The organism is Aeribacillus pallidus, from assembly GCF_050478865.1.
Lineage (GTDB): Bacteria > Bacillota > Bacilli > Bacillales > JACDOC01 > JACDOC01.
On the sequence record NZ_JBCNBW010000060.1, the window covers coordinates 20,355 to 44,384 of the forward strand.

24 protein-coding genes and 1 pseudogene are annotated in these 24,030 nt (G+C 37.4%); 20 read left to right on the forward strand and 5 right to left on the reverse strand.

What is annotated here, in order from left to right; genetic code table 11:
- Positions 1–156 precede the first annotated feature (156 nt).
- The 4 genes from ABES52_RS13130 (at position 157) to ABES52_RS13145 (ending at position 3,261) form a co-directional block, all read left to right on the forward strand.
- On the forward strand, positions 157–1,101 hold the full coding sequence (locus ABES52_RS13130) for a DMT family transporter (RefSeq protein ID WP_429651632.1): 945 nt from the start codon (positions 157–159) through the stop codon (positions 1,099–1,101).
- Between the two features lie 57 nt (positions 1,102–1,158).
- Complete coding sequence (locus tag ABES52_RS13135) at positions 1,159–1,887, forward strand: metallophosphoesterase family protein (protein ID WP_429651633.1); 729 nt, start codon at positions 1,159–1,161, stop codon at positions 1,885–1,887.
- A gap of 608 nt (positions 1,888–2,495) precedes the next feature.
- Positions 2,496–2,867 (forward strand): iron chaperone, encoded by a 372-nt coding sequence (locus tag ABES52_RS13140; protein ID WP_429651634.1) that lies wholly within the window; start codon positions 2,496–2,498, stop codon positions 2,865–2,867.
- Between the two features lie 22 nt (positions 2,868–2,889).
- On the forward strand, positions 2,890–3,261 hold the full coding sequence (locus ABES52_RS13145; RefSeq protein WP_429651635.1) for an iron chaperone: 372 nt from the start codon (positions 2,890–2,892) through the stop codon (positions 3,259–3,261).
- 476 nt (positions 3,262–3,737) lie between these two features.
- Here the strand turns inward: ABES52_RS13145 and ABES52_RS13150 are convergent, their stop codons facing one another.
- On the reverse strand, positions 3,738–4,877 hold the full coding sequence (locus tag ABES52_RS13150) for an NAD(P)/FAD-dependent oxidoreductase (RefSeq protein ID WP_429651636.1): 1,140 nt from the start codon (positions 4,875–4,877) through the stop codon (positions 3,738–3,740).
- Positions 4,878–5,186: 309 nt separating this feature from the next.
- On the opposite strand from ABES52_RS13150, the gene ABES52_RS13155 reads away from it, so the two are divergent.
- Positions 5,187–5,576 (forward strand): VOC family protein, encoded by a 390-nt coding sequence (locus ABES52_RS13155; RefSeq protein WP_429651637.1) that lies wholly within the window; start codon positions 5,187–5,189, stop codon positions 5,574–5,576.
- 225 nt (positions 5,577–5,801) lie between these two features.
- Positions 5,802–6,170 (forward strand): YybH family protein, encoded by a 369-nt coding sequence (locus ABES52_RS13160; protein WP_429651638.1) that lies wholly within the window; start codon positions 5,802–5,804, stop codon positions 6,168–6,170.
- 219 nt (positions 6,171–6,389) lie between these two features.
- On the opposite strand, the gene ABES52_RS13165 is transcribed toward ABES52_RS13160, so the two are convergent.
- Positions 6,390–6,950, reverse strand: a complete 561-nt coding sequence (locus ABES52_RS13165; protein ID WP_429651639.1) for a GNAT family N-acetyltransferase — start codon at positions 6,948–6,950, stop codon at positions 6,390–6,392.
- A 295-nt stretch (positions 6,951–7,245) separates the two neighbouring features.
- On the opposite strand from ABES52_RS13165, the gene ABES52_RS13170 reads away from it, so the two are divergent.
- From ABES52_RS13170 to ABES52_RS13200, 7 genes are all read left to right on the forward strand, one after another.
- Positions 7,246–8,994 carry a LytS/YhcK type 5TM receptor domain-containing protein gene (locus tag ABES52_RS13170; RefSeq protein ID WP_429651640.1) on the forward strand — a complete coding sequence of 583 codons (1,749 nt, stop codon included), beginning with the start codon at positions 7,246–7,248 and terminating at the stop codon, positions 8,992–8,994.
- Positions 8,995–9,000: 6 nt separating this feature from the next.
- Positions 9,001–9,726: a LytR/AlgR family response regulator transcription factor gene (locus tag ABES52_RS13175; protein ID WP_429651641.1), complete on the forward strand. Its 726-nt coding sequence runs from the start codon at positions 9,001–9,003 to the stop codon at positions 9,724–9,726.
- Positions 9,727–9,871: 145 nt separating this feature from the next.
- Positions 9,872–11,311, forward strand: coding sequence for a carbon starvation CstA family protein (locus ABES52_RS13180; protein ID WP_429651642.1), 1,440 nt, complete (start codon positions 9,872–9,874; stop codon positions 11,309–11,311).
- Positions 11,312–11,579: 268 nt separating this feature from the next.
- Entirely contained in the window at positions 11,580–12,092 is a 513-nt protein-coding gene (locus tag ABES52_RS13185; RefSeq protein WP_429651643.1) for a GNAT family N-acetyltransferase, read from the forward strand.
- Positions 12,061–12,279 (forward strand): hypothetical protein, encoded by a 219-nt coding sequence (locus tag ABES52_RS13190; RefSeq protein WP_429651644.1) that lies wholly within the window; start codon positions 12,061–12,063, stop codon positions 12,277–12,279. Before ABES52_RS13185 ends, ABES52_RS13190 begins: the two co-directional genes overlap by 32 nt.
- 336 nt (positions 12,280–12,615) lie before the next feature.
- Positions 12,616–12,885, forward strand: a complete 270-nt coding sequence (locus ABES52_RS13195) for a 2TM domain-containing protein (protein WP_429651708.1) — start codon at positions 12,616–12,618, stop codon at positions 12,883–12,885.
- Between the two features lie 223 nt (positions 12,886–13,108).
- Positions 13,109–13,354: a hypothetical protein gene (locus ABES52_RS13200; protein WP_429651645.1), complete on the forward strand. Its 246-nt coding sequence runs from the start codon at positions 13,109–13,111 to the stop codon at positions 13,352–13,354.
- 98 nt (positions 13,355–13,452) lie between these two features.
- Here ABES52_RS13200 and ABES52_RS13205 read toward each other — a convergent pair whose 3' ends face one another.
- The 3 genes from ABES52_RS13205 to ABES52_RS13215 all read right to left on the reverse strand — a co-directional run bounded on the left by ABES52_RS13205 (position 13,453) and on the right by ABES52_RS13215 (position 16,869).
- Complete coding sequence (locus ABES52_RS13205; RefSeq protein WP_429651646.1) at positions 13,453–14,352, reverse strand: aminoglycoside phosphotransferase family protein; 900 nt, start codon at positions 14,350–14,352, stop codon at positions 13,453–13,455.
- Positions 14,353–14,710: 358 nt separating this feature from the next.
- The gene (locus ABES52_RS13210) at positions 14,711–15,025 is read right to left on the reverse strand and encodes a hypothetical protein (protein ID WP_429651647.1); all 315 of its coding nucleotides are present in this window, start codon (positions 15,023–15,025) and stop codon (positions 14,711–14,713) included.
- A 311-nt stretch (positions 15,026–15,336) separates the two neighbouring features.
- Positions 15,337–16,869: an FAD-dependent oxidoreductase gene (locus tag ABES52_RS13215; protein ID WP_429651648.1), complete on the reverse strand. Its 1,533-nt coding sequence runs from the start codon at positions 16,867–16,869 to the stop codon at positions 15,337–15,339.
- A gap of 228 nt (positions 16,870–17,097) precedes the next feature.
- Between ABES52_RS13215 and ABES52_RS13220 the strand changes: the two genes are divergently transcribed.
- The 7 genes and pseudogenes from ABES52_RS13220 to ABES52_RS13250 all read left to right on the forward strand — a co-directional run bounded on the left by ABES52_RS13220 (position 17,098) and on the right by ABES52_RS13250 (position 23,973).
- The gene (locus tag ABES52_RS13220) at positions 17,098–17,376 is read left to right on the forward strand and encodes an autorepressor SdpR family transcription factor (protein ID WP_429651649.1); all 279 of its coding nucleotides are present in this window, start codon (positions 17,098–17,100) and stop codon (positions 17,374–17,376) included.
- On the forward strand, positions 17,373–18,011 hold the full coding sequence (locus ABES52_RS13225) for an SdpI family protein (RefSeq protein WP_429651650.1): 639 nt from the start codon (positions 17,373–17,375) through the stop codon (positions 18,009–18,011). Before ABES52_RS13220 ends, ABES52_RS13225 begins: the two co-directional genes overlap by 4 nt.
- 160 nt (positions 18,012–18,171) lie before the next feature.
- Complete coding sequence (locus tag ABES52_RS13230) at positions 18,172–19,428, forward strand: methyl-accepting chemotaxis protein (RefSeq protein ID WP_429651651.1); 1,257 nt, start codon at positions 18,172–18,174, stop codon at positions 19,426–19,428.
- Between the two features lie 372 nt (positions 19,429–19,800).
- Positions 19,801–20,190: a hypothetical protein gene (locus ABES52_RS13235; protein WP_429651652.1), complete on the forward strand. Its 390-nt coding sequence runs from the start codon at positions 19,801–19,803 to the stop codon at positions 20,188–20,190.
- Positions 20,191–20,559: 369 nt separating this feature from the next.
- Positions 20,560–21,999 carry a carbon starvation CstA family protein gene (locus ABES52_RS13240; RefSeq protein WP_429651653.1) on the forward strand — a complete coding sequence of 480 codons (1,440 nt, stop codon included), beginning with the start codon at positions 20,560–20,562 and terminating at the stop codon, positions 21,997–21,999.
- Between the two features lie 108 nt (positions 22,000–22,107).
- Positions 22,108–23,156 (forward strand): annotated as a pseudogene (locus tag ABES52_RS13245) (IS1595 family transposase).
- 34 nt (positions 23,157–23,190) lie between these two features.
- Positions 23,191–23,973, forward strand: coding sequence for an aminoglycoside 6-adenylyltransferase (locus ABES52_RS13250; protein WP_429651654.1), 783 nt, complete (start codon positions 23,191–23,193; stop codon positions 23,971–23,973).
- The last annotated feature ends 57 nt before the right edge of the window (positions 23,974–24,030 follow it).

A 24,030-nucleotide genomic window follows, 5' to 3' on the forward strand; every position in this document is an offset into this window, starting at 1 on the left:
TCATTTTACGTTAGATAATGAAGAAAATTTAATAAATGATAAGATTAACTTTTGATTATTTTAAAGTAATTATATGATACAAAATAATATTTTGTAAGAGTATGAACAGTGTTAATATTATTAATAAATCAGAAGAGGGGAACAGGGGAGAAGAGCATGACCTACGTTTATTATCTGTTATTGCTGGTTACGAGCTTTTTATGGGCAGGGAATTTCGTTGTTTCTAAATTAATAGTCGAACACGCTTCGCCCATGACCTTAACGAGTTTACGATGGATCATTGCCGTCATTTGTTTAATCCCAATCGTTTGGTGGAAGGAAAAGAAAATGATACCACCGAAAGAAGCGTGGTTACCGTTATTTTTCATGGGACTAACAGGGGTTGTTTTATTTAACCTATTTCAATTTTTAGCGGTAAAACATACAACCGCGACGAACGTAGGATTGATTACCACGTTAAATGCGATATCAATAGCTGTTTTTTCATCGTTTTTTTTAAAAGAAAAGATCATGTTTCTTCAAATCAGCGCGATGATGTTTTCCTTTTTTGGGGTTCTCCTTGTGTTGACGAAAGGGAATGTCGATATGCTCGTATCTTTTCAATTCAACAAAGGAGATGTAATCATGTTGGCTGCTGTGGGGGTATGGGGACTTTATTCGGTTTGCAGCAAGTGGGCAACAACGAAGGTCTCACCGCTCTTGGCTACTTTGTACGCGGGAATTTTTGGGCTCATCATACTGATTCCATTGAATGCCCCAACCTTTTCAGTAACAAATGTAAACGGGGAATTTGTAAGTGCGATTTTATACACTGGAGTGGTTTCAACCGTTGTTTGTATGGTGCTCTGGAGCGTTGGTGTCAAACACTTAGGCGCAACAGCTGCAGGCATTTTTATGAACTTTAACCCTGTATTTACTTCGTTTTTAGCCTACATATTTTTGGGGGAACAAATGACCAATGTTCAATTGGTGGGGGCTGTAATCGTCATAATCGGATGTTATTTCTTTTCACAATGGAAAAATAAACAGCTGATCAAAGGAAAAAAGAAGATGTCCTTTCATTTGACGAATCGTCCGAGGAACATAGATGCCAATTTGTGAAAATTTTGCTAAAGTAAATAGGTGAACAATGCTTCTGAAAAGGAGTAGGAGATCCATATGTCGATGAAGCTTGCCATTATTACGGATATCCATGGGAATGCTCCAGCCTTACAAGCCGCTTTGGCAGACATCGAGAGGGAAGGCGTGGATCATCTTTATTGCTTAGGAGACTTAATAGCCATTGGTCCAAATACAAATGAAGTATTAGATATGTTGTTTTCTCGAGGGGATATTGCTTTTGTAAAAGGGAATCATGATGAGGCCGTTTTATCAATCATTCAAGGAAAAGGTCCATTACCAGGACATGAGCACGCCAGGTCGCATCATGAATGGGTAGCATCCCAATTGGATAAAAGCTTTATCCCAAAACTTATGGAACTGCCACAAATGTTAGAAGTCGATGTTTTCGGGAAAAATTTTCTTTTTGTGCATTATCACTTAAAGTCAGATGGTCAAATCAAACGTATTGACCCAGATCCATCTGGTGAAAAACTAGACACCATGTACGACGGCACACCATATGACGTCGTTTGTTTCGGACACCATCATCCTGTTCATCATTTTCAAACGAACAAGCGGCTTTACCTTAATCCAGGTGCCTTAGGGTGTCATCATCAACCATATGCTAGATATGGAATAGTAGAGGTCCACCAAAACCGTCAAGTTACAGTTCAATTAAAAGAAATCCCTTACGACAATACCGACTTTATAGCGGCGCATATAGAATTAACGATATTGACTTTGATAAGGTATCAAATGAGATTTATGAACTATCTAAACAAATAAAATAGAAGGTTATGGTAATCCCCTATACAGGAAGTACATATGATAAAACTTTTGATTTAACAATGACTGAAGATGAAGGTGGACAGTTGAATTTTTAATATAGTGGAGAAGGACTTGGAGTAGCAGTTGGGACAGGTGCTGAATGATAAAATCATTAATTAATACGAACTTAAACAATAGGTGATTTATATGTTAGGAATAAAAAATTATAATCCTAAATTCTATACTGAACCATCTCAAATAATAAATGACCATAAATAAGGTTAGATGGTCTTAAAGGGAAGAAAATAAAGGAAAGTTGGGTTGCTTGGGAACAAAATAAAGATGAGTGCGTTGCAAAGTTGAAAATTTAAAATAGGATTTATGCTATGTAGCTATAGATGACATGTAGTAATATACTTTTAGACTGACCAGCTATCGCTGGCGATACAAGTCAGATACTTTTTAAAGCCTCTAATTTGCGTTTTAAGCCATTTTGACTAAATATATAGTTGGAAATAGGTGTTGTTTAAGAACGTGTCTGAACGGTTCTGTGAGGAGTTTTAACGACGAATGGAATTGAGGAATTTCTCTGAACGACATAATTTTTTATTTTAGGAGGGAACAATATGGAAGTTTTTGCAGAATATTTAGCGCATATTGATAACCCGCAACATCGGTCCAGAACGGAAGAAGTTTTGACTTGGGTAACTAAGAAATTTCCAAACCTGGAACCGCAAATCAAGTGGAACAAACCCACGTTTACCGATCACGGCACATACATCATTATGTTTGCCGCAGCAAAGAATCATTTGAGCATTTTACCCGAAGAAGAGACAATGGTGCATTTTGCCGATGAAATCGCCCAAGCTGGCTACAGCGCTTCTTCACGCTTGTTCCGAATTCAATGGACTGAACCAGTTAATTACGAATTGCTAGAGAAGATAATTGAATTTAATATCAAGGATAAGGCTGAGAATTCGAATTTTTGGCGGAGATAGCATAATATCGAAGGAGGAAGACATGGAAGTTTTTGCAAAATATTTAGCAGGTATCGATAACCCCGACCACCGCGACCGAACAGAGGAAATATTGGCGTGGGTTGCTAATAAATTCCCAAATTTGGAACCGCAAATCAAGTGGAATACGCCAATGTTTACCGATCACGGCACATTTATCATCGGCTTCTCCACAGCGAAGCATCATTTGAGCGTTTCACCCGAAGAAGAGACAATGGTACATTTTGGCGATGAAATCGCCCAAGCTGGCTACAGCGCTACCAAAGGCTTGTTTCGAATTCCGTGGAATGAGCCGGTAAATTACGATTTGCTAGAGAAGATAATTGAATTTAAAATCAAGGATAAGGCTGACTGTTCAACTTTTTGGCGGAAATAGAAAAACTGTGAGGGCTTCTTAGGGCTCCTCAGAGGCTTTAAGGAGTTGATAGCTATGCAAAACTATGCCCCACGCTTTTACATGCCCCAACACTCTTGTTGGGGACGCCCTGATATGGCGAATGTCAAAGTCTGGTGTGCGCCCTTTTTTAATAAGTGTAAATTATTACAGAAGCTAAGAAAATAATTCTCTTACTTATTCCAGAAAATGGCCCTTTAGTGGTAGAGTGAAACTTAATTGTTTTTAGTTAAGCGACCTTTACAAACATATTATCATTATATTCTGAAATTTTCTAAAATTATCCTATATTGACAACAGGGTGATTGATCTGAAGTAAATCACATCCCACACAAAAATAACCACCATTTAACAAATGCTGTAATATTAATAAAAATAAAAAGACCAATTCCTATACGAATTGGTCTGATAATAGATTCGTGTTTTCTCTCGTAAGTGAACCAGTTAAGGAAAATTCCTCAGCTTTCTTCCGTCTCATCTTTTGCAGCAATCGCTTCACCCACATGATATTCGTTTGGATCTAATTCCGTCGGTTGTCCGAGAACAAGTTTCGCTAACTCAGATCCTAAGTAAGGACCTGCTGTAAGTCCAGTCGCACCTAGACCATTCCCGACATAGATGCCCGTAAATCCTGGAAGTGGCCCAAATACTGGTAGAAAACCAGGAGTATATGGACGGAACCCAACTTTTGTTTCGACGTGCGTACAATTTTCTAATCCTGGAGCTACCGTTAACGCTTTATGGATGACCTCATGTAAACCACCAGCCGTTACGCGATAGTCAAAGCCGACGCCATCTTCATGGGTAGCTCCAACTACTACACGGCCACCTCGAAAGGTCAATAAATATTGGTTATTCGGTGGCATCACGACAGGCCAATGGTCCGAATCTTTTTCAGGCCGGTCGAGATGAACAATTTGAGCTCGTTGCGGTGTGACTAAAAACTCGATCCCTAGCGGCAGTAGAATTTCTTTTGACCAAGCACCTGCTGTTACAATGACCGCATCAGCTTCCATCTGTTTTCCGTTCACTTCTACACCAGTGACATGAGTCCCATCATATAGGAGGCCGGCACTTCCTTGAATATAAGTAGCCCCAAATTGTTGAGCGACTTTTACAAGCGAATCGCGAAGGGCGCCTCCATTGACGCGGGCAGCCCCGGTAACGTGAATCGATTGATACTCATCCGCTAAGGCAGGAAATAGCGCTTTTGTTTCGTCTGCTGACAATCTCGTAATTTCGCCTATTTCTGGGGCATCTTTCCGACGTGTGTAGGCTCTTTCTTCAATTTTTTGCAGCTTTTCTTCATCAGTATGAAGACAGAGAACCCCGACTCGTTCATAGCCTGTATCGGTTGCACCGTACGATTGAAGCTCCTCAATGAAGGATGGATAAAATTTGGCTCCGCCTTTTACTAAGCGATACCATTTTTTATTTCGACGTTGCGAAAGCCACGGACAAACAATGCCTGCTGCGGCCTCCGTTGCTTGTCCTTTGTCGTTTCGGTCAATTAAGGTGACCGACGCTCCTTCTTTCACTAAATGATAAGCGGTAGATGCACCTAAAATTCCGCCTCCAACGACGATGAATGACTTCATTGCTATGCACCTTTTCTGTTTAGATTTTTACCATTATAAGCATAACATAGATTATTAAATATCCGAATAGACGAGTTATATTTGAAAAGGTCATTTTAATCGTAGGGATTCACCGTCTGGGAAGAGAGGGAGAGAGGGGGTTGGAGAAGAAAAAAGGTGGTGCATAAATCACTTTTAAGGTACAAATGGTTTCAAATCCTTGATGATGGGTTCTGTTAATTATTTTTTTATATTTATATTCCACAACTGATGTTCTAAAATAAAGATATTAACATTTATTACATAAAATTGTAATTGAGAGGACATGACATGCTACATCATATTGAAATTTATGTGTCCAACCTATCGGAAACAATAAAATTTTGGAATTGGTTGTTAACAGAACTTGGGTATGAGCAATATCAGAAATGGGAATCTGGAATCAGTTGGAAATACAGAAATACTTATATCGTCTTTGTTCAAGTAGAAGAACGTTTTCTGGATATTCCATATCATCGATGCAGAGTAGGTCTTAATCATTTAGCTTTTCATGCAAAATCTAAGAAACAAGTTGATGAAATTACCGAAAAATTACAAGAAAAAGGAATAAATATTCTATACCTTGATAAACACCCTTATGCTGGAGGTGAAAATCATTACGCTGTCTATTTTGAAGACCCAGACAGGATTAAGGTTGAATTAGTAGCACCGTCTGATTAAATTTTTTGACTGTGCTTATAAAAATTAACTTGTCAAAACGATTGCTAATTTATATGCTAGAATGATTGTTATTTTGGTGAGGAAATTATCTTACCTCTGTTCAAAGATTAGGTATTTCCGATAAAAAGTCTAAAACTTTGATTGAATAACGCTTTAGTTACTAATCAGGAAGAAATTTGAATAACATGAAAATTTAAACAATAGTTGTTAAGGAGACTTAAATAAATGGATTATAAAAAAGTATTACAACAATACATAGAAGCAACGAATACTCATGATTTCAATAATGTGAAAAAAGTATTACATGAAAATGCTATTTTTTGGTTTACAGATAAAACATGTACAACGATGCAAGAAATCCAAAAATATTTTGAAAATGCTTGGGACACCATTAAAGAAGAAGTTTATACTGCAAACAATGTACATTGGTTAACCGTTGACGAAAATTCTGCAACTTGTACTTATACATATCATTATGAAGGTTATCATAACGGAGAATTTGTTTCGGGGAGTGGAAGAGCCACTAATGTGTTCATAAAGAACGAAAAAGGAGAATGGAAGTTAATTCATGAACATTTAAGCGGTCTTAAATAAATATTACAGTTAATGCTAATAGATGCGTTAGTGAAACAAGAAACAGTAAAATGGATATTAAAAACGCTCAGAATGAAAATCTGAGCGTTTCAGGCTGCAGACAAAATAGGGTTCAGACCATAGCTCTTTAGTTACGATTTATATCGTTATTTTGTGCTAATTGTATTGACTAATTACCTTGTTATTTGAATTGTTTAAGGAACGAATTATTATTAATAATTAACGTATATCGCTTTTAATGATAGAATACATCTTTAAATCCCGATGCTTCCCTTTCACAAACATCGCTTTACGTAAAATGCCTTCAAATGTCATTCCTACTTTTTCCATTACCCGAGCAGATGCTGTATTTTCAACGAAACATATTGCTTGAATGCGAACAAGATCCATTTCTTCAAAGCCAAATTGTATGAGTTTTTTCGAAGCTTCAGTGGCAATTCCTTTTCCCCAGTATTTATCGGAAATGACGTAGCCGATTTCCGCTTTTTGATGGGCGGGTTGCCACCAAACAAAATCTATCGTTCCGATGAATTCTTTTGTTTCTTTCGATTCAATTCCCCATGGTGCAATCTGTTTATTTTCGTATTGGCTTAAAACGAAATCGATGTATTGTTTCGTATCCGCAAGGGAGCGATGCGTATCCCAAGTCACATACTTCGTCACTTCATCGTTTGAGGCATACGAAAACATAGCCTCCACATCGTCTAACGTAATTTTGCGTAAAAGTAGACGTTCCGTTTCTAAAGTAGGAAGATTTCCATAAATTTTTTCGATGTCCATGTTCAACCTCCTTATTGTTAATTACTACTATTATAAACAAATTTTTCAAAATTGAAAGATTACTATGAAAGTATGAGACTAATCGGTTCTTTTACTTGCCACCATGAAAAAGTCCGATAAAGATTAGCCAAAATATGACGTGAGCTCCAAAAAGACTTCATTCTTTATCTCCTATCAAACAAGTAATATAATAGAAGTAGCGAATCGTTAGCTGGAAAAAGAGAAATAAACCCGTGGCACGACTATGTGTTGCGGGATCTTTTTTGTACAATTTCTGAAAGTTGAGGGAATACATGTGTGGCAGTTACTGCTTTCGTTGTTTGAACGACTAGCGATAATCGTAATGATCGCCTTTTTGCTTACGAGACTTCCGTATTTTCGAAAGCTGATTTTCCAACAGGAGTTAAATAGTATACAACGATTTCTATTTATGATTATTTTTGGTCTGTTCGGAATTATTGGGACCTACACGGGATTAACGATTCACGCAGAAACGGCGGAGTTTTCTAAAGGAGCTGGATTTTTACAAGAAGAAGAAGCGATTGCTAATTCTCGCGTCATTGGTGTTGTTATTGCGGGTCTTTTAGGTGGTTGGCGTGTAGGATTAGGTGCTGGAATCATTGCTGGGGGACACCGCTTGTTTCTCGGTGGATTTACCGCAGTTGCATGTGGAGTATCAACGATGATTGCAGGTTTGTTGGCCGGAATTGTAACCAAGAGAAGGCAAAAACCATTTGCGTTATCATCTTCTTCCGCTCTCTATATTGGTATGAGTGCCGAAGGATTACAAATGCTCGTTATCTTATTAACCGCTAAACCGTTCGAACAGGCATGGGCCTTGGTTGAGAAAATCGGTATTCCAATGATAATCGCCAACGGGATTGGATGCGCTATTTTCATCCTTGTCATTCGAAGTGTGTTACAAGAAGAAGAAAAAGTGGGGGCGTTGCATGCCGAAAAAGCGATGCGTTTAGCGGAAGCAACCGTCAGTCACTTGCGAAATGGATTAAATCCTGCATCAGCGAAAGCTATTTGTGAACTATTTATCAGAGAAGTGCCATCCGTAGCTGTGGCCGTGACCGATCGTGAGCGAATTTTGGCTCATGTCGGTGCAGGGGCTGATCATCATTTTACTGACCAGCCGATTCAAACCGATACAACCCGGATCGTCATAGACACAGGGGAGATGCTTGTCGTACGTGAACGCGTCGTTTGTCACCACGAACATTGTCCGTTACAAAAAGCTATAATTGCTCCGTTAAAAAGGAAAGACGAAACCGTCGGAACGTTAAAGTTTTATTTTCAATCGGAAGCAGATTTATCATCGGTTGCTTTTGAATTTGTGAAAGGATTGTCATCGTTATTAAGTTTACAGTTGGAAATTGCGGAGGCCGAAAAGTACTACCAATTAATGAAAGATGCAGAAATTAAAGCGTTGCACGCCCAAGTTCAGCCGCATTTTTTATTTAATGCCTTAAATACGATTGTGTCTTGTATTCGAATCGATCCGAATCAAGCACGTCAACTGCTCCTTTCATTGGCCCAATATTTTCGCAAAAATTTAGGCAGCTCGACGGAATTGTTATCTACATTAGATGAAGAGCTAAAGCATGTAAAAGCCTATTTAACAATCGTTCAAGCTCGTTTCCAAGACAAGCTGCAAGTTGAATATGAGATTGAGGAAGGTTTTGAACAATTAGCTTTACCGACATTGACGCTGCAACCACTTGTGGAAAATGCGGTAAATCACGGGTTAAAACCAATGAAAAAAGGGAGCCGAATAAAAGTAAAGGTTCAATCGGTTGGAAGTCACGTTCACATTTCGGTCTCAGATAACGGAAAAGGGATGGATGACAGAACTGTGGCCACATTACTAAAACAACCCGTATCATCAGCGAAAGGGGCAGGAATTGGACTTTATAATGTCAATGAACGATTGAAATTATTGCTAGGGGAAAATGTCCAAATGTCCATTGTATCTGAGCTTGAAAAAGGGACGACAGTGATAATACGAATTCCAAACAGTGTGGTAAAAGGAGAGTAGACACCATTGAAGATTCGCGTATTAGTTGTCGATGATGAGCCATTAAGCCGTGCAGAGTTAATTCATCTGTTAAACCATCATTCTCAAATCGAGGTAATCGGAGAAGCGGATTGTGGTGAGGCGGTTTTTGAAAAAGTGTTTCAGCTTCAGCCAGATGTCGTTTTTTTAGATATCGAAATGGCCGAGTTGTCCGGGTTAGATGTGGCAAAAATGCTTCAACAAATGAAAAACCCTCCATATATTGTATTTGCGACAGCGTATCCGAATTATGCAGTGGAAGCCTTTCGATATGAGGCCATCGATTATTTATTAAAACCGTTTAATGAAGAACAAGTGCAGGAATCCGTTATACGCCTAATACGAAATCTTTCAGAAAAACGAGAGAATCATCCCGATCTATCATCTCGAAAACTAGCGATCGAAGTAGAAGACGGGATTGTCTATGTGTTACCGAGAGATATTTTGTATTGCTGCCGGGAAGAACGAGATACTTTAATTGTGACAACGGATAAAACATTCCAAACAAAAGTTTCATTAAAAGAGCTTGAACAAAAATTAAAAGGAAGCCCTTTTTTTCGAACACACAAAAGTTATCTCGTCAATATAGAGAAAGTAGAACAATTGATTCCGTGGTTCAATGGAGCATACCACGTGACATTAACGGGTTGTCATGAAAATATTCCGGTGAGCCGTAATTATGTAAAAGCATTGCGGGAGGTTTTAGAATTGTGAACAATTTGTGACATTTGATGCATGGATATGAGCATCTTATTCACATATATGAACATCATGCGCAAAATCCCCCCGAATTTTCATTCAATTCTTATAAACTATCACTAGAATGAAAGCGGATACAAAAACAAAGGGGGAAAAGTGGATGATTACGTTTATTGTCTCCATTGTGCTTTTAATCATCGGCTATTTTACTTATGGGAAATATGTCGAAAAAGTATTTGGTGTAAAAGCAGAACGGAAAACACCAGCTTACACGATGCAAGATGGTGTGGATTACTTGCCGATGGGAACTAAACGAAATTCGATGATTCAATTGTTAAATATCGCCGGAGTTGGGCCTATTTTTGGACCGATTTTAGGTGCCTTATACGGTCCAGTGGCGTTTTTATGGATTGTTTTTGGGGCAATTTTTGCCGGAGCCGTGCATGACTATTTAACAGGGATGATTTCTATTCGAAACCGTGGAGCCCATGTTCCTGAATTAGCAGGAAAATTTTTAGGAAAAGCAATGAAACATGTGGTGAATGCGTTTACTGTATTGTTACTTTTACTAGTTGGAACGGTGTTTGTTCAAGCACCAGCAGCACTCATTCATAATTTAGCAGAACAAAAAGTAGCCTTATCTATCATTCTAGGAGCTATTTTCGTCTACTACATTGTCGCGACATTATTACCGATCGATAAAGTCATTGGTCGTGTGTATCCGTTATTTGGAGTCCTTTTACTTATTAGTGCGATTGGTATTGGCGGTGGATTAATTGTCACTGGAGCACCGATTCCAGAAATAAGCTTGACCAACATGCATCCAGATAACGTACCGATTTTCCCGCTATTATTTTTAACCATTTCGTGCGGGGCACTCTCTGGTTTCCATGCAACCCAATCACCAATTATCTCTCGTACAACGCAAAACGAGCAAAATGGTCGTAAAATTTTCTACGGCATGATGATCGCCGAAGGAATCATTGCGATGATTTGGGCAGCCGCAGCAATGAGCTTGTTCAGCGGAAATGAATTAAATGAAATTATTCAAGCAGGTGGTCCGGCGGCCGTCGTTAATGAAGTAGCAGTACGTATGCTTGGAGCCATCGGAGGTACGCTGGCAGTGATTGGTGTCATCATATTACCAATTACATCAGGAGATACCGCTTTTCGCAGCTGCCGGATGATTATTGCCGATTATTTTAAAGTGGCTCAGAAGAAAATTACCAACCGTCTATGGATTGCTTTACCGTTATTTGTCATGTCTTATGCGTTAACGAAAATGGATTTTACGATTTTATGGCGCTATTTCTCTTGGGCCAACCAATCCACAGCGGTAATCGCTCTTTGGATCGGTGCGATGTATCTCATTTTATCGAAGAAAAACTATTTCATTGCCATGATTCCAGCCATTTTCATGACGATGGCGACAACAACGTATATTTTAAATGCAAAAATCGGTTTTAATCTTCCGCTAAATGTATCATATGTCATTGCAGCCATCTTTACGATTGGGATCATCGGTGCGTTTTATAAAGCAGCACGTAATAAACGAAATGAGCTTGCCTCTGTGGATGATGATTTCGAAAAGGCGGCATAAAGATGGGCTGTTGTAACAACCATTACCGAAAAGCTGTCGAAGCGGAAGAATGCCGAATCAATGAAAAAGGAAAAGATCAAATACCAATGTTATTAAAAATCCTCATGGGATTCGTTATCCTGATTGCTTTGTGGGTCTCCTTATCATAAGGAGGCCTTTTTTTAGGTAAAATTTTAATTTTCAGTCTTGGAAAGTTTTACTAGATGGAAATATTCATTGATTGTAAAGTAGTAGATAGAAAATAATGGATGGAGTAGGTGAACCGTTAATGAAAGATCAATTATTCATTCGAGAAGCAAACGTAGAAGATGCCGAGCCATTAACCAACCTCATTTTACAAGTCGAACGGGAAAGTGAGTTTATGTTGTTTGAAGCGGATGAACGAAAAATAACAGCTGAGCAGCAAAGAAACCGGATTGAACAAATGAAAGAACAAAACAATTCGACGATGTTGGTTGCTGAAGTAAAAGGAAAACTAGTCGGCTATTTATTTGCAATTGGTGGAAGGGCCAGAAGAAATCAGCATACTGCTTATTTAGTCATTGGTATTTTACAAGAATATCGCGGGAAAGGAATCGGGACTCAATTGTTCACTACGCTAGAAAGATGGGCCAAAGAACAACGTCTCCATCGATTAGAACTTACCGTCGTTGCAACTAATGAAACCGCCATCGCCCTTTATAAAAAAATGGGGTTTCAAATCGAAGGGACGAAAAAGGATTCGTTACTGATAAACGGTGAGTTCGTTGATGAATATTATATGGCGAAATTATTATCGTGAAGATAGTGGAAGAAGACTTGTTTTTTTAAGGGAGGGGAATATATTTGCTACTAAATTAATGATGCTATTACTTATTGTTTTACTAATGGCTTGTAGTAAACAACTAGAAAGTGGAAAATTAATTCATGAGGAGCAAACAGCCCCAAGTAGTCAACGGGTAGGAGGAAGTACAGTAGATTTGGATTGAATCAAGTAAATGGAGATTACTATCATACAGAACCAGATATTTATCCCATTGTTAATGATTTTTATAAAAACCATGATGTTGAGGAGGAGTAATATTTCAAAAATCCTTATTAAGCAAAAGGGGGCTTGAGTTTAAGAAAGGAAGGCTGTTGCGACATCCATTTTCTTATTCAAGTAACGGAGCAGGATTGTTCAATTACGCATAACTATATAACTAAAGAGTGCAAACTGCTACATTTCCTTAATAGAATGCATAAATTGTATGAAGGAACTGTTCCTGGAATATAGAGAGTAATAAATTAAAAGTGATTACGACGATTATAGGGAGGCGTTGAAAATCGAAAAAGATGAAAAATATTTAAGAGCGAAAAAAAGAGTGGAAAATCTAAAAGCATTTTATATTCATTTAATTGTTTATATTTTAGTAAATGCCATGTTATTGGTTATGAACCTAATTTCTGATACAGGTAATTGGTGGTTCCTATACCCACTTACAGGCTGGGGAATTGGATTGATCGTACACGGCGTATCAACATTCACATTTGGTATATTCGGAGCAGAGTGGGAAGAAAGAAAGATAAAAAAATATATGGATAAAGATAGGTAGAAATGTTGGTAAAATACCATCTACGAGCATATCTTCAAATTGGAGCCAGTATTGGCTTCTTTTCTTTGTTAACTTAAGGGGACTTGAGTTTAAGAAAGTGAGGCTGTTGATCGACAGCCTTTTTCTTTTTAAAGTAACAGAGCAGGTTAGTTTTAATAAGCATATATGTTAAACTAAGGAAAAATATAAAAATCTAAGCTATATAACTGATTAGCAACCAGTCGTGGTTATTTTGATTATTGAAATGGACGGTTTTTTCCATCAAGTTCTGCTTACGGGTAAAAAATGTTCTAAACAACAATTAAAACAAAAGTATCTTCAAGCAAAAGAATTAACTTTTGAGAAAAATGACCTTCCTGATGTGTTTTGCAGGCTTCAAAATTTTGAACAAATTCCTTATGACAACGAGATAAAGGTTGATTTTGTTATAGATACTGATACAGATAGGATTTATTCACCATCTTATTAAGCAAACGGGGACATCAACTGTTCCTTTTTCTTTTGATAAAATATTAACATTATGGTTTTACAGAGCCTTGTTTTTAACAAGAATTTAAAAAACGTATTTTACTGATTTAAATGTTTAAAAACATGGATTGCCTGAAAAAAAGTCTCGTTATAATCCCCATGATCTTCAATGGACCAACACGTTGCAAGAACCGTATGGGCAAATCCCCATAATAAAATTCTTTTTTTGTCTAAATTCAGTTCTTGGACCAAAATGTCAATCCGTCTCTCTATAACTGTTGTCAAATGGTCACTAGGTAGTTTATTAAGTATAAATTGAATTACATCGTATTCTCTGTCTCCGATTAACCCTTTCGGATCAATCGCTATCCAAGATTTGTGGCGATCCTGCAAAATGTTGTAATGATGCAAATCCCCATGAAGTAAAAAAGGTTGATTGCCCAATTCATTCAAAGAATGAAATGTCTCAACCGCTTCTTGAAGCCATTCACCCGTTATAGGACCGATTCCTTGAGGGTGCTTCTTTAGAATCTGGATTAGTTGCTTTTCTCTATGTACCATGGTTGGAAGGTTCGAATATTTTGGCGCAGGGATCCATAACTTTTTCATCACTTGGGAAGCAAAAGTCGTTGCTTCCTCATCATTTTCTAATGAAGCTAGATTCGTACCAGGACGTATCCGTTCAAGAATCAAGATCCCTTTTTCTTTATCAACATCCAACATTTGAACCATTCCATTACCTTTAAATAATTGAAGCGCTTTGACTTCAGTAAGAAACTCCTCTCCAGGTACGGCAAGCTTAATGACCATTTGCGTCCCGTCTTTTCGTATGGCAGGAGCAACAAAATTATACGATAACTCAAAAGGGTCCAAAATTCTCAATTGCCAACGCTGCTCACATTCATGAATGAGCGATTGAAAATCTCTTAACCATTTTTCGCCTTTTTCTTTATGAACATTGATGATGTTTTTTATGAATACTTTTGGTAATCTGATCATACCTATTCCCCTTCGTAAATAACTGCTTTATATAGTTCTTCCTTTGATTATTCAAATCCTCTATGTTCAAAAAATAGGGGAAGGAAGAATGAGGTTGTTTTTCTATAATTGCAATCGTTTCAACAATTGTTTTAATTGTTATGGTCACATCACGAAAACCATTACAATGAATCATTACCGACTTTACAGCAACACTCTCTATTAGCTAGACGATTAAGAAAATAAATTCCCTACAGGAAAAGTTCTGTAGGGGAAACTTGTTTTTTGTGTAGTCTGATGTACATATCACCATGTATCCTTATTTCTTATATACGGTATATTTGGTTGGGGGCTAACACTTGGTTTTAGGTCTGTATCTTTAATAAAAGACTTCATTCAACTCCCATGATTCTACAGTGGCGTAAGCTGTTTGTGGATCGAATCCTCTCCCCATTAGATAAGCTATAGCGGCTACTTCTTGTAAAGCATGTGCATACGAGGTCATCTGTGCTTCTCTTAAACCATATTGAACTAAAGGAGACACCATATTCAATGTTCGGTCTTTTAGCTGAGGATACATCGGTTGTTTGATTTGTTGATGGGCCATGATCTCCGAATACGGATATTGCGGAAATGTTCCCATTTGCTGAGATGGATAAGAAGGCATCTGATAATGAGTTGGATATTGATTCATATTTTATCTTCCTTTCTTTTTTAAAAACACTGTAATCATTAAACACTCAATCTTATCCTATGTTCCGCGATTGTCCACTGTGTACTAGTTTAATGCCTATTTTTAGGAGACGTTTGGTGTTCTTCGATATTACTCGACCAAGTGAACTGAATATCAAGGATATAACGACACTAAAAAAGAAATTTTAGACATCACGGAACTAAAAAATTGTGAGGTGTGAATATACGGAAGGGTGTTATTTTTGTAGAAAAAAGAAAATCCCCTACCTGAATTCAGTAGGGGATTCGTTGATTTTATATAGTGTCATTTGATTACTGTAGTTTTTTCAACGGTTTGGTCGCTGGACCTTCGACAACTTCTCCGTCAATGGAAAAGCGTGATCCGTGACAAGGGCAATCCCATGTTCGTTCGCCACAATTCCATTCAACTTCACAGCCCATATGCGTACATGTTGTGTCAACAAGGTGAAGCTTTCCTTTTTGGTCTTTATAGGCACCGGCTCTTTTTCCATTGACTGAAACGACAGCACCTTCATCTGGGACTAAGTCCTCTGGTTTTCGAAGGGCGTATTCTAATTTTCCTTCCAGCATATGTTTGGCAACGTCGACATTAATCGATAGAAACTGTTTGACGCTTGGGTCAGCATGAAATCTTGATGGAGTATACAGGTTTTCGTAACGATTCCTTTTTTCGAGTACTAAATCTGATAGAAGTAAAGCTGCTGCTGTTCCGTTCGTCATTCCCCATTTTCGGTACCCAGTTGCGATCAATACATTAGGAGTACTTTGTTTCAACGGGCCGACATACGGTACTTTATCTAACGTGGTTAAGTCTTGTGCTGACCAACGGAATGGAATCTTCTCTATACCGAAAACATGGTCCCCAAATGCTTGCAAGGCTTCATAATGATTGATCATTGGTTCCCCTTGACCCACTTTATGATTGTCTCCAGCAATGAGCACGTATTTTTCTCCGTTGATTGTGGCAGAACGAAGTGAACGTACTGGATCATCCGCACTAATGTACATCCCGCCAGGAAATGGGGTTTTGGTTTTGGCAGCAATGATGTACGACCTTTCCGCATACATTCGGGAAAAATAAAAAGAGCGGTCGTAATAAGGAAAGTGTGAGCAAATAACGACTTTTTGACATGAAATTTTATGACCGTCTCGGGTGATAATCGTTGGTTGTGTGCTTATTTTTAAATCGATAGCGGGTGTATCCTCGTATATAACTCCACCATTTTCGGTAATGAATTGAACGAAATGGTTTAAAAATCGAAGGGGATGAAAATTTGCCTGATTTTTCATGATAACGGCTGCTTTAGCCGCAACAGGTATAGGAATGGTATCAACAGACTGACCAGGAATTTGTAATTTTAAGTAGGCGTCATATTCATCCGAAATTTTTGGGACATTTTTTTCAGAAAATGCATACACATAGGCATCCTCTTCTTGCCAGTCACAATTGATGTTCTGTTCGAAAATAGTATTTTTTATCCACTGCATGGCATCGATGTTGGCTTCATAATATAGTTTTGCTTTTTCTTCCCCAAAGTGTTGAATTAACTCGTGATAGATAAGTCCGTGCTGGGCAGTGACTTTAGCGGTTGTGTGACCAGTGGTTCCATTGAACAGTCGATCGGCCTCCATTAACGTCACCCGAACTCCAGCTTTTGTGAGCAAATACGCTGTCGTCACACCGGAAATTCCACCACCGACAATCGCGACATCCGTAACGATATCCTTCGTTAATTTTTCAAACGCGGGCAATTGGACGGAATCTAACCAATATGGTTTTGGATCCATTGGTAATTCATTTTGTTGTGTATTTGTTTCATTCATTGTTTAATTCCCCCTAAAAATGTCTAGATGTTCATAATTTACCCAATATTTGGGGATACATGAGTAGGGGGATGATCATTATATCAATTATTTTTTTGACATTTTGATAATAATTGGCATACAATATATTTAGAAATTTATCTAAAAATCTAACTGATGATCAAAAAATTTTTTCATTAACAATTAGAAAAATGTCTAAATATCTAATAATGAAAGGGGGATGCATCCTTGTCCTTCAATGAAGCATTTAAAGCGATAGCCGATCCGACACGGCGAAAAATTTTATCCTTACTGAAAAAAGGAGATTTAACTGCAGGAGAAATTTCTTCCCATTTCGATATGCAAAAACCGAGTGTATCGCATCATTTAAAAATTTTAAAACAAGCTGATTTAGTTCAAGACGAGCGTAAAGGACAACATATTTATTACTCATTAAACACGACCGTATTTCAAGATTTGTTGAGTTGGTTTTACGATATTTTAGAAAAGGAAGGGAAGGAAACATGAAATCCAGTCGTTTGCTTATCGGTTTGGTCATTTTGGCTTATGTCATTAGTTTGGTGGCCATCCCATTTTTACCGGATCAAGTAGCGGTTCATTGGAATGCAGCAGGGGAAGTGGACGGTTATAGTAATAAATGGATTGGCGCATTCTTTGGACCTATCGTGTTAACTTTTTTACTTTTGTTGTTGACATTATTACCTAAAGTGGATCCGAAAAAAGCGAACTATGAAAAATTTAAAGGTAGTTACCTCGTGATGATGAATGCCTTGGTGTTATTATTCTTTTTTATTCATGTTGGCACCCTTGCCTATAATTTAGGCTATCCAACAGATATTTCGTTGATTGTCCCAGTTGGAATTGGCATTTTATTTATCATTCTAGGAAACTATATGCCAAAATTCAAACATAATTATTTTGTTGGTATCCGAACCCCATGGACGTTAGCGAATGAAACCGTGTGGAATAAAACTCATCGTATTGGTGGAAAAGTTTTTGTCATCATTGGGTTGATGAGCATATTGACGATCTTTTTAGAAGGCAGTTGGAGATTTGTCATATTTATCTCTGTTACCCTATTAGGTACCGTTTATGTTTTTGTGAAATCATACATTTATTTTAAAGAAGAACAGAATAAGTAGGAGAAAAGACCAACCTCCATTGATAGAGGCTGGTCTAATTTTTGTAAGTGAATCAAATAATTAGAAAAAAGTGAAATTAGTCCCACTTCCTTATTTCCATATATTCATTCAATGCTATAATAAGGTAAGATACATATTTTAGTAGAAGGTAGGGAGAGAGATGACGTTACGGAGCTATATCATTCGCACATTGTTAGTTGTAGTTCCTGGGACGTTTTTACTTGGGTTCGGTGTGTCTATGTTTATTGGCCTAACAGGTACTGATTTCTGGGTGACGACAGGGAGCTTAGTTATTTGCGGAATGCTCCTTGGTATTTTATCCGCTACATTAAATTACCGGCGGTTTGTGGTGCCCATTGCCGTGTTGAATAAGCATTTACAGGCGATTAAAGATGGGGATTTATCTACAAGAGTCAATGCCAATGAAGTAGGTGAACTTAAGTCTTTTGCGGTAAATATTAACGAAATGTTAGAAACATGGGGAATGTTAATTCAAAAGGTGAAACAACATTCAAAACAAATCGTTTCCTTTTCTGACCAGTTAACGAACATCGCCGAACAGACGACAAAAGCGACGGAGCAAATTTCTTCGTCCATGGAAGATATTGCGGCAGGTTCCGAACAACAAGTAAAATCAGTTCAAGAAACTTCGACGTCCATGAATGAAATATCTAAAGGATTATCCCTCGTTTCCACAAAAACTCAACAAGTTGCTGATGCCGCTGGAGGAACGTTTGCCAAAGCGAATGCAGGTTCAGAAGTTATTAGCAAAATGGAAGAGCAAATGCGGTTTATCCATCAACATGTTGAATCGCTTGGACACGTTGTAAAAGGATTAGGGGAACGATCGAAAGAAATTGGTCAAATTACCGAAGTGATTTCTACAATTGCTTCACAAACGAATTTGTTAGCCTTAAATGCCGCTATTGAAGCAGCAAGGGCGGGAGAGCACGGTAAAGGTTTTGCTGTTGTAGCCGATGAAGTACGGAAATTAGCAGAACAATCCGCAGATTCTGCACAGCAAATTTCTCAATTAATCCATCATATTCAAAAGGAAACTAACGAAGCGATGGTATCGATGCAAACAGTTGTGGATGAAGTTTCCAAAGGACTTGAAGATGTAAACTTAGCTGGAGATTCCTTTGAGCAAATTCGCCAGTCGGTGGATGAAGTATCTGGACAAATTGCCGAAGTATCACAAGCCGTTCAGCAAATGACGCTCGGAGCACAGCGTATTGCAATGTCCATTGATCAAATGGCGGCCATTGTGAAGGAATCTTCAGAACAATCGTTAAATATATCCGCGTCAACAGAAGAACAAATGGCTTCTATGGAAGAAATGACCTCCTCTGCAGAAGCGTTAAATCAAATGGCAGAGGAAATGCAGCAATTATTAAATCGATTTAAAGGAGTGTAAAAAGATCCCTTATTTATATACATAATTAACGAAAAATTGGGCTTATGCCCAATTTTTTATTTAAATCCGATGGGGAAAACCTTTTTTAATTTGGTCTGTGGAATTTTTCTTCAAATTCTTTTGGGAGACTTATAAAACAGCCAAACTTACACCCATTCAACGATGAGGGATAACTGACATAGTGTTTCACCTAAAAAATAATTTACCTAAATTAGTTCGCTTATATTGAGCGAACTTTTTTTTGGAAAGGTAAATTGTGAATTTATGTTAATATTCGAATATAGATATTAAAAATGTGTAAGTTTATTAAGAAGATTTTAGTGGAACTTTTTATGAAAAACTCTCGTCTAGTTGAATAAAGGGGGTTTCAATGTGAAAGTTCAATGGTTATTCTACGGTTTATTTGCATTAGTTTTATTTACGAGTACAGGTTGCTCTTATGAAGGAAAAAAAAACGAAGTAACAATTGACCGTATTGATGCCGAAGAAATCTTAAAATTGGACCCAGATGCAGATATTTTTCAGTATGATGGAGTGATTTACAAAACGAATATTGACTGGGTACAAGAATTATCTTTAACAAAAGATGTTCAAATCGGTGAAATAAAATCAAGAATTGATGCTAATACAGATTTTAAAGATGGAATGTCAAATAAACTTCCTGTTGGTGCAAAGATTTTCTCAACCAAAGAAAGAGGAGATATTTTAATCGTTGAATTCGAAGGAAAAATATTGAAATACCTTGCAATCGTTGAAGGGTAATACAATTCGTTATTAAAAATGAAAAGAAGATTACAAACGGATTAGTTCAATAATAGTAGCAATGGTAAAAAACGCTTGGAGGTATATCCAATCGTTTTTATTTGTTATAAATCAACTGTTAAACTAAAGGAATGCGTTAGTTTAACGAGACAACAAAGAAGGGCCAAAACTGGTCCTTTTTCTTTTAATGAAATTCAAGATTAGGTTTAACGGAGCCATTTAATAAAGCACTGAATTTTGCTCCCTGATTGCTTTATTAGAATAGCAATAAAAAATATTAGAAAAATATTAAAATTTAGTATTGAAATTATTTTGGGAAACTATTACAATATATCTAAAAATTTAGAAAACTTCCAGGGGGTCTAGAAGATGGCAACATTTGTTTCGGCAGTTTTTCTATTAGTACTTGGTTATTTTGTCTATGCAAAGGTGGTTGAGCGCATTTTCGGAGTAAATGATGAAAATGTTACACCGGCGTATTCTAAAACAGATGGGCTTGATTATACACCGATGAGTTGGTGGAAGGGAACGCTTATTCAATTGTTAAATATTGCTGGACTTGGTCCGATTTTTGGAGCGATTATGGGGGCGCTTTATGGTCCAGTAGCATTTATTTGGATTGTCATCGGTTCCATTTTTGCAGGTGCGGTACACGATTATTTTTCAGGAATGCTGTCGTTAAGACACGGAGGAGAACAATATCCTTCATTAGTTGGACGTTATTTAGGAAAAAGTATTAAAGCTATTATAAATGTTTTATCAATCATACTAATGATTTTAGTGGCAGCAGCTTTTACAGCTGGACCAGCACAATTAATTGCAAAAGTAACTCCTTTAAGCTATCAAGTAGCTATCGTCATCATATTTGCTTATTTTATTCTAGCGGCATTGTTGCCCGTCAATAAATTAATCGGAAAAATTTATCCGTTATTTGGGGCTGTCTTATTATTTATGGCCGTCGTAATTGGCGTTGGACTATTCTTTATGGACCATCCGATTCCGAATGTGACGTTAGAAAATTTACATCCAAACCAATTACCGATTTGGCCGTTACTAATGATCACTATTTCATGTGGGGCTGTTTCCGGTTTTCATTGCACCCAAAGTCCAATTATTGCCCGGACGATGAAAAAAGAAAGCGATGGCCGCAAAATCTTTTACGGGGCTATGATATTAGAAGGAATCATTGCCCTCATTTGGGCAGCGGCTGGGATGACATTTTTTGGAGGAACCGATGGATTGGGAATCGCATTAGCGGAAGGAGGACCAGCTGCAGTCGTTGATGAAATTAGTAAATCACTATTAGGAACATTAGGTGGAATTTTAGCGATTTTAGGGGTTATTATCTTACCGATTACAACAGGTGATACTGCCTTACGGTCATCGCGAATGATGATTGTAGACATCGTAAAGCAATTTGGTGTCAAAGTCGATTCTTATAAGAAAACCGTATTATTAACCATACCAGTCATTGTTAGTACGTTTGCCCTTACGCAAATGGACTATACATTTTTATGGCGCTATGTCGGCTGGACGAACCAAGTAGTCGCCACCGTCATGCTATGGACAGCGGCGATGTACTTATTACAAAATGGGAAGTTTCATTGGATCTGTAGTGTTCCAGCAATGTTTATGACAAGTGTTGTATGCACGTATATTTTTTACGCACCAGAAGGATTCCATCTAGCATTTCAACCATCCATGATTTTCGGACTCACCTTGACCTTAGCGGTTATTGGTTGGTTTATGGTACAAGTAAGAAAATCTAGAGTATCTGATTATCAACCATTAGAAAAAAGTGCGTCGTAAGCTGCCCTTATGGGTGGCTTTTTTTATAAACGCTATGTTAAACGACTCTGTTGATATTCGCTAAGTGCGAATGTTGGTAAATATCTAAAAAAATGGGAGTTGCTTTGGATGGCGTTAAAGGAAATTATTGAAGAAATTAGAAAGCTAAGTACAGCGGACCAATATCGCTTGAAAGAGTTTTTTGTTAATTCTTTGGCTTCCTACTCTGCAAGTGAGCCTGTGTTCAAAGAGGTATCTGAACGTAAGCATAAAAATGGCTATACTTGCACTCATTGCCATTCAAAAAACGCCGTTCGCTTCGGAAAATATGAAGTTAAAGTGGGAACTAAAACACTAAAACGCCAACGTTATCGCTGTAAGGATTGTGGAAAAACGTTTACAGATGTGACGAATACACCGCTTTATCGTACTCACTTGCCTGATAAGTGGATAGAATTCATTCAGTGTATGATTGAAGGATATTCTTTACGAAAATCCTCAGAGCTACTTGGTGTTCACTATGTAACACTTTTCTATTGGAGACATAAGGTCTTACCTGCTATTAAAAAAATGGATTTTGATAAGTTTCAATGTATTGTAGAAATGGATGAAACATATTTTTTGTACTCAGAAAAAAGCAAACGCAAAATCGAAGGTCGAAAAGCCAGAAAACGTGGTGGTGCATCTAAAAAACGTGGTATCAGTAATGAACAAGTCTGTGTCCTTGTGGCAAGAGACCGACAAAAAACAACTTACTCAAAAGTAGTAGGTCAAGGTCGTATTGTGAAAACAAGATTGGATAAAGCTATTGGTTCTAAATTATCAGCATCAAATGTGCTTTGTACGGATGCTTGGAGATCTTTTATGACGTAAGCAAATGAAAAAGGTCTTGAGCATTATAGGTTTAAATCTGACGGCAAAGAGCGTGTTAAAGGTGTTTATCATATTCAAAATGTTAATAGTTATTACAGTCGTCTAAAAGGCTGGATAAATCGATTTAATGGCGTTGCTACAAAATACCTCGACCATTATTTGTGTTGGTTTCAATTCCTTGATAACATCCAAAACACCGCAATAATGATGCGACGGTTAGTAAAATGCTAGTTGAAAGCTGTTTGTTCTCAACAGATGTCACATATGATAAACTTAGGTTATCAGAATTTTCCGAAATAAGTTAAACCTTGTGTGGAAGAAAAGAAGGAGAGGTGGAGTATGTATAGATCCGAAGAAAGAAACGCTTATTTTGTTAAAACTATTGAGGAATTAGAGTCTTCTCATTTGGTTGAAGGTATTATTCAGTTAGGCTCTGGAGTGGTTGGGTATAAAGATGAACATTCTGATATTGATTTAATGATTGCTACTTCTAGAGTAGAGGATGCAGAAAAAACAAAAAATCTTGTTCATCAAATCCTCGGTAGCTTCAATCCAATCTACATCAAGGAAAAACAATTTAGTAAAGACATATTTCTTGTTATTGCTATCTTGGAGAATATATTGGAATTTAATATTTCCATTGTTCCAAGAGAGTTATTATCGGTTAAATCGCCTTTATGGAAAGTTGTTGTCGATAAAACTGGTCTAGTAACTGAGAAAATGAATACTGAAAATGAACGCTTTATAAACAAACCTGTAAAATATAATGTGAATATTGATGTTGTATTTGAGTTTGTTTATTGTGCTTTGGCATTGGAAAAAGAGTTGAGACGAAACAACTTAATCTATGCATTAAAGATGCTTGAGAATATGAGAGAATATACCTTAATTGTACAAGTGTTGAACGAGGACAAAAAACTTCATCAGTTTAAAGCTTATGAAACATTAAATCCAACCTTTATAAATGCATACCTTTCAACATATCCAGAAAAAATTAGTATCGAAAATCTGGATGCTTCTGCTAAGAAATTAAAAGAACTATTTGCTGATACTTTGAAGCAAAGTTCTATTTTCTCTATGGATAATGCTTTACAACAGCTTCTGGAAAAGTCCTTTGTTTAACTAAAGGGGATTTTAGTTGAATAAGATAGGGAACCTCAACGAGACAAGGTCCCTTCT

Bases quoted from the DNA above. Each gene is read 5' to 3' on its own strand.
- ABES52_RS13165 (WP_429651639.1), bottom strand. From the start codon at position 6,950: ATGGACATCGAAAAAATTTATGGAAATCTTCCTACTTTAGAAACGGAA.
- ABES52_RS13160 (WP_429651638.1), top strand. From the start codon at position 5,802: ATGGATTATAAAAAAGTATTACAACAATACATAGAAGCAACGAATACT.
- ABES52_RS13150 (WP_429651636.1), bottom strand. From the start codon at position 4,877: ATGAAGTCATTCATCGTCGTTGGAGGCGGAATTTTAGGTGCATCTACC.
- ABES52_RS13210 (WP_429651647.1), bottom strand. From the start codon at position 15,025: ATGAATCAATATCCAACTCATTATCAGATGCCTTCTTATCCATCTCAG.
- ABES52_RS13145 (WP_429651635.1), top strand. From the start codon at position 2,890: ATGGAAGTTTTTGCAAAATATTTAGCAGGTATCGATAACCCCGACCAC.
- ABES52_RS13180 (WP_429651642.1), top strand. From the start codon at position 9,872: ATGATTACGTTTATTGTCTCCATTGTGCTTTTAATCATCGGCTATTTT.
- ABES52_RS13215 (WP_429651648.1), bottom strand. From the start codon at position 16,869: ATGAATGAAACAAATACACAACAAAATGAATTACCAATGGATCCAAAA.
- ABES52_RS13230 (WP_429651651.1), top strand. From the start codon at position 18,172: ATGACGTTACGGAGCTATATCATTCGCACATTGTTAGTTGTAGTTCCT.
- ABES52_RS13225 (WP_429651650.1), top strand. From the start codon at position 17,373: ATGAAATCCAGTCGTTTGCTTATCGGTTTGGTCATTTTGGCTTATGTC.
- ABES52_RS13140 (WP_429651634.1), top strand. From the start codon at position 2,496: ATGGAAGTTTTTGCAGAATATTTAGCGCATATTGATAACCCGCAACAT.
- ABES52_RS13135 (WP_429651633.1), top strand. From the start codon at position 1,159: ATGTCGATGAAGCTTGCCATTATTACGGATATCCATGGGAATGCTCCA.
- ABES52_RS13130 (WP_429651632.1), top strand. From the start codon at position 157: ATGACCTACGTTTATTATCTGTTATTGCTGGTTACGAGCTTTTTATGG.
- ABES52_RS13185 (WP_429651643.1), top strand. From the start codon at position 11,580: ATGAAAGATCAATTATTCATTCGAGAAGCAAACGTAGAAGATGCCGAG.
- ABES52_RS13205 (WP_429651646.1), bottom strand. From the start codon at position 14,352: ATGATCAGATTACCAAAAGTATTCATAAAAAACATCATCAATGTTCAT.
- ABES52_RS13250 (WP_429651654.1), top strand. From the start codon at position 23,191: ATGTATAGATCCGAAGAAAGAAACGCTTATTTTGTTAAAACTATTGAG.
- ABES52_RS13155 (WP_429651637.1), top strand. From the start codon at position 5,187: ATGCTACATCATATTGAAATTTATGTGTCCAACCTATCGGAAACAATA.
- ABES52_RS13240 (WP_429651653.1), top strand. From the start codon at position 20,560: ATGGCAACATTTGTTTCGGCAGTTTTTCTATTAGTACTTGGTTATTTT.
- ABES52_RS13190 (WP_429651644.1), top strand. From the start codon at position 12,061: ATGAATATTATATGGCGAAATTATTATCGTGAAGATAGTGGAAGAAGA.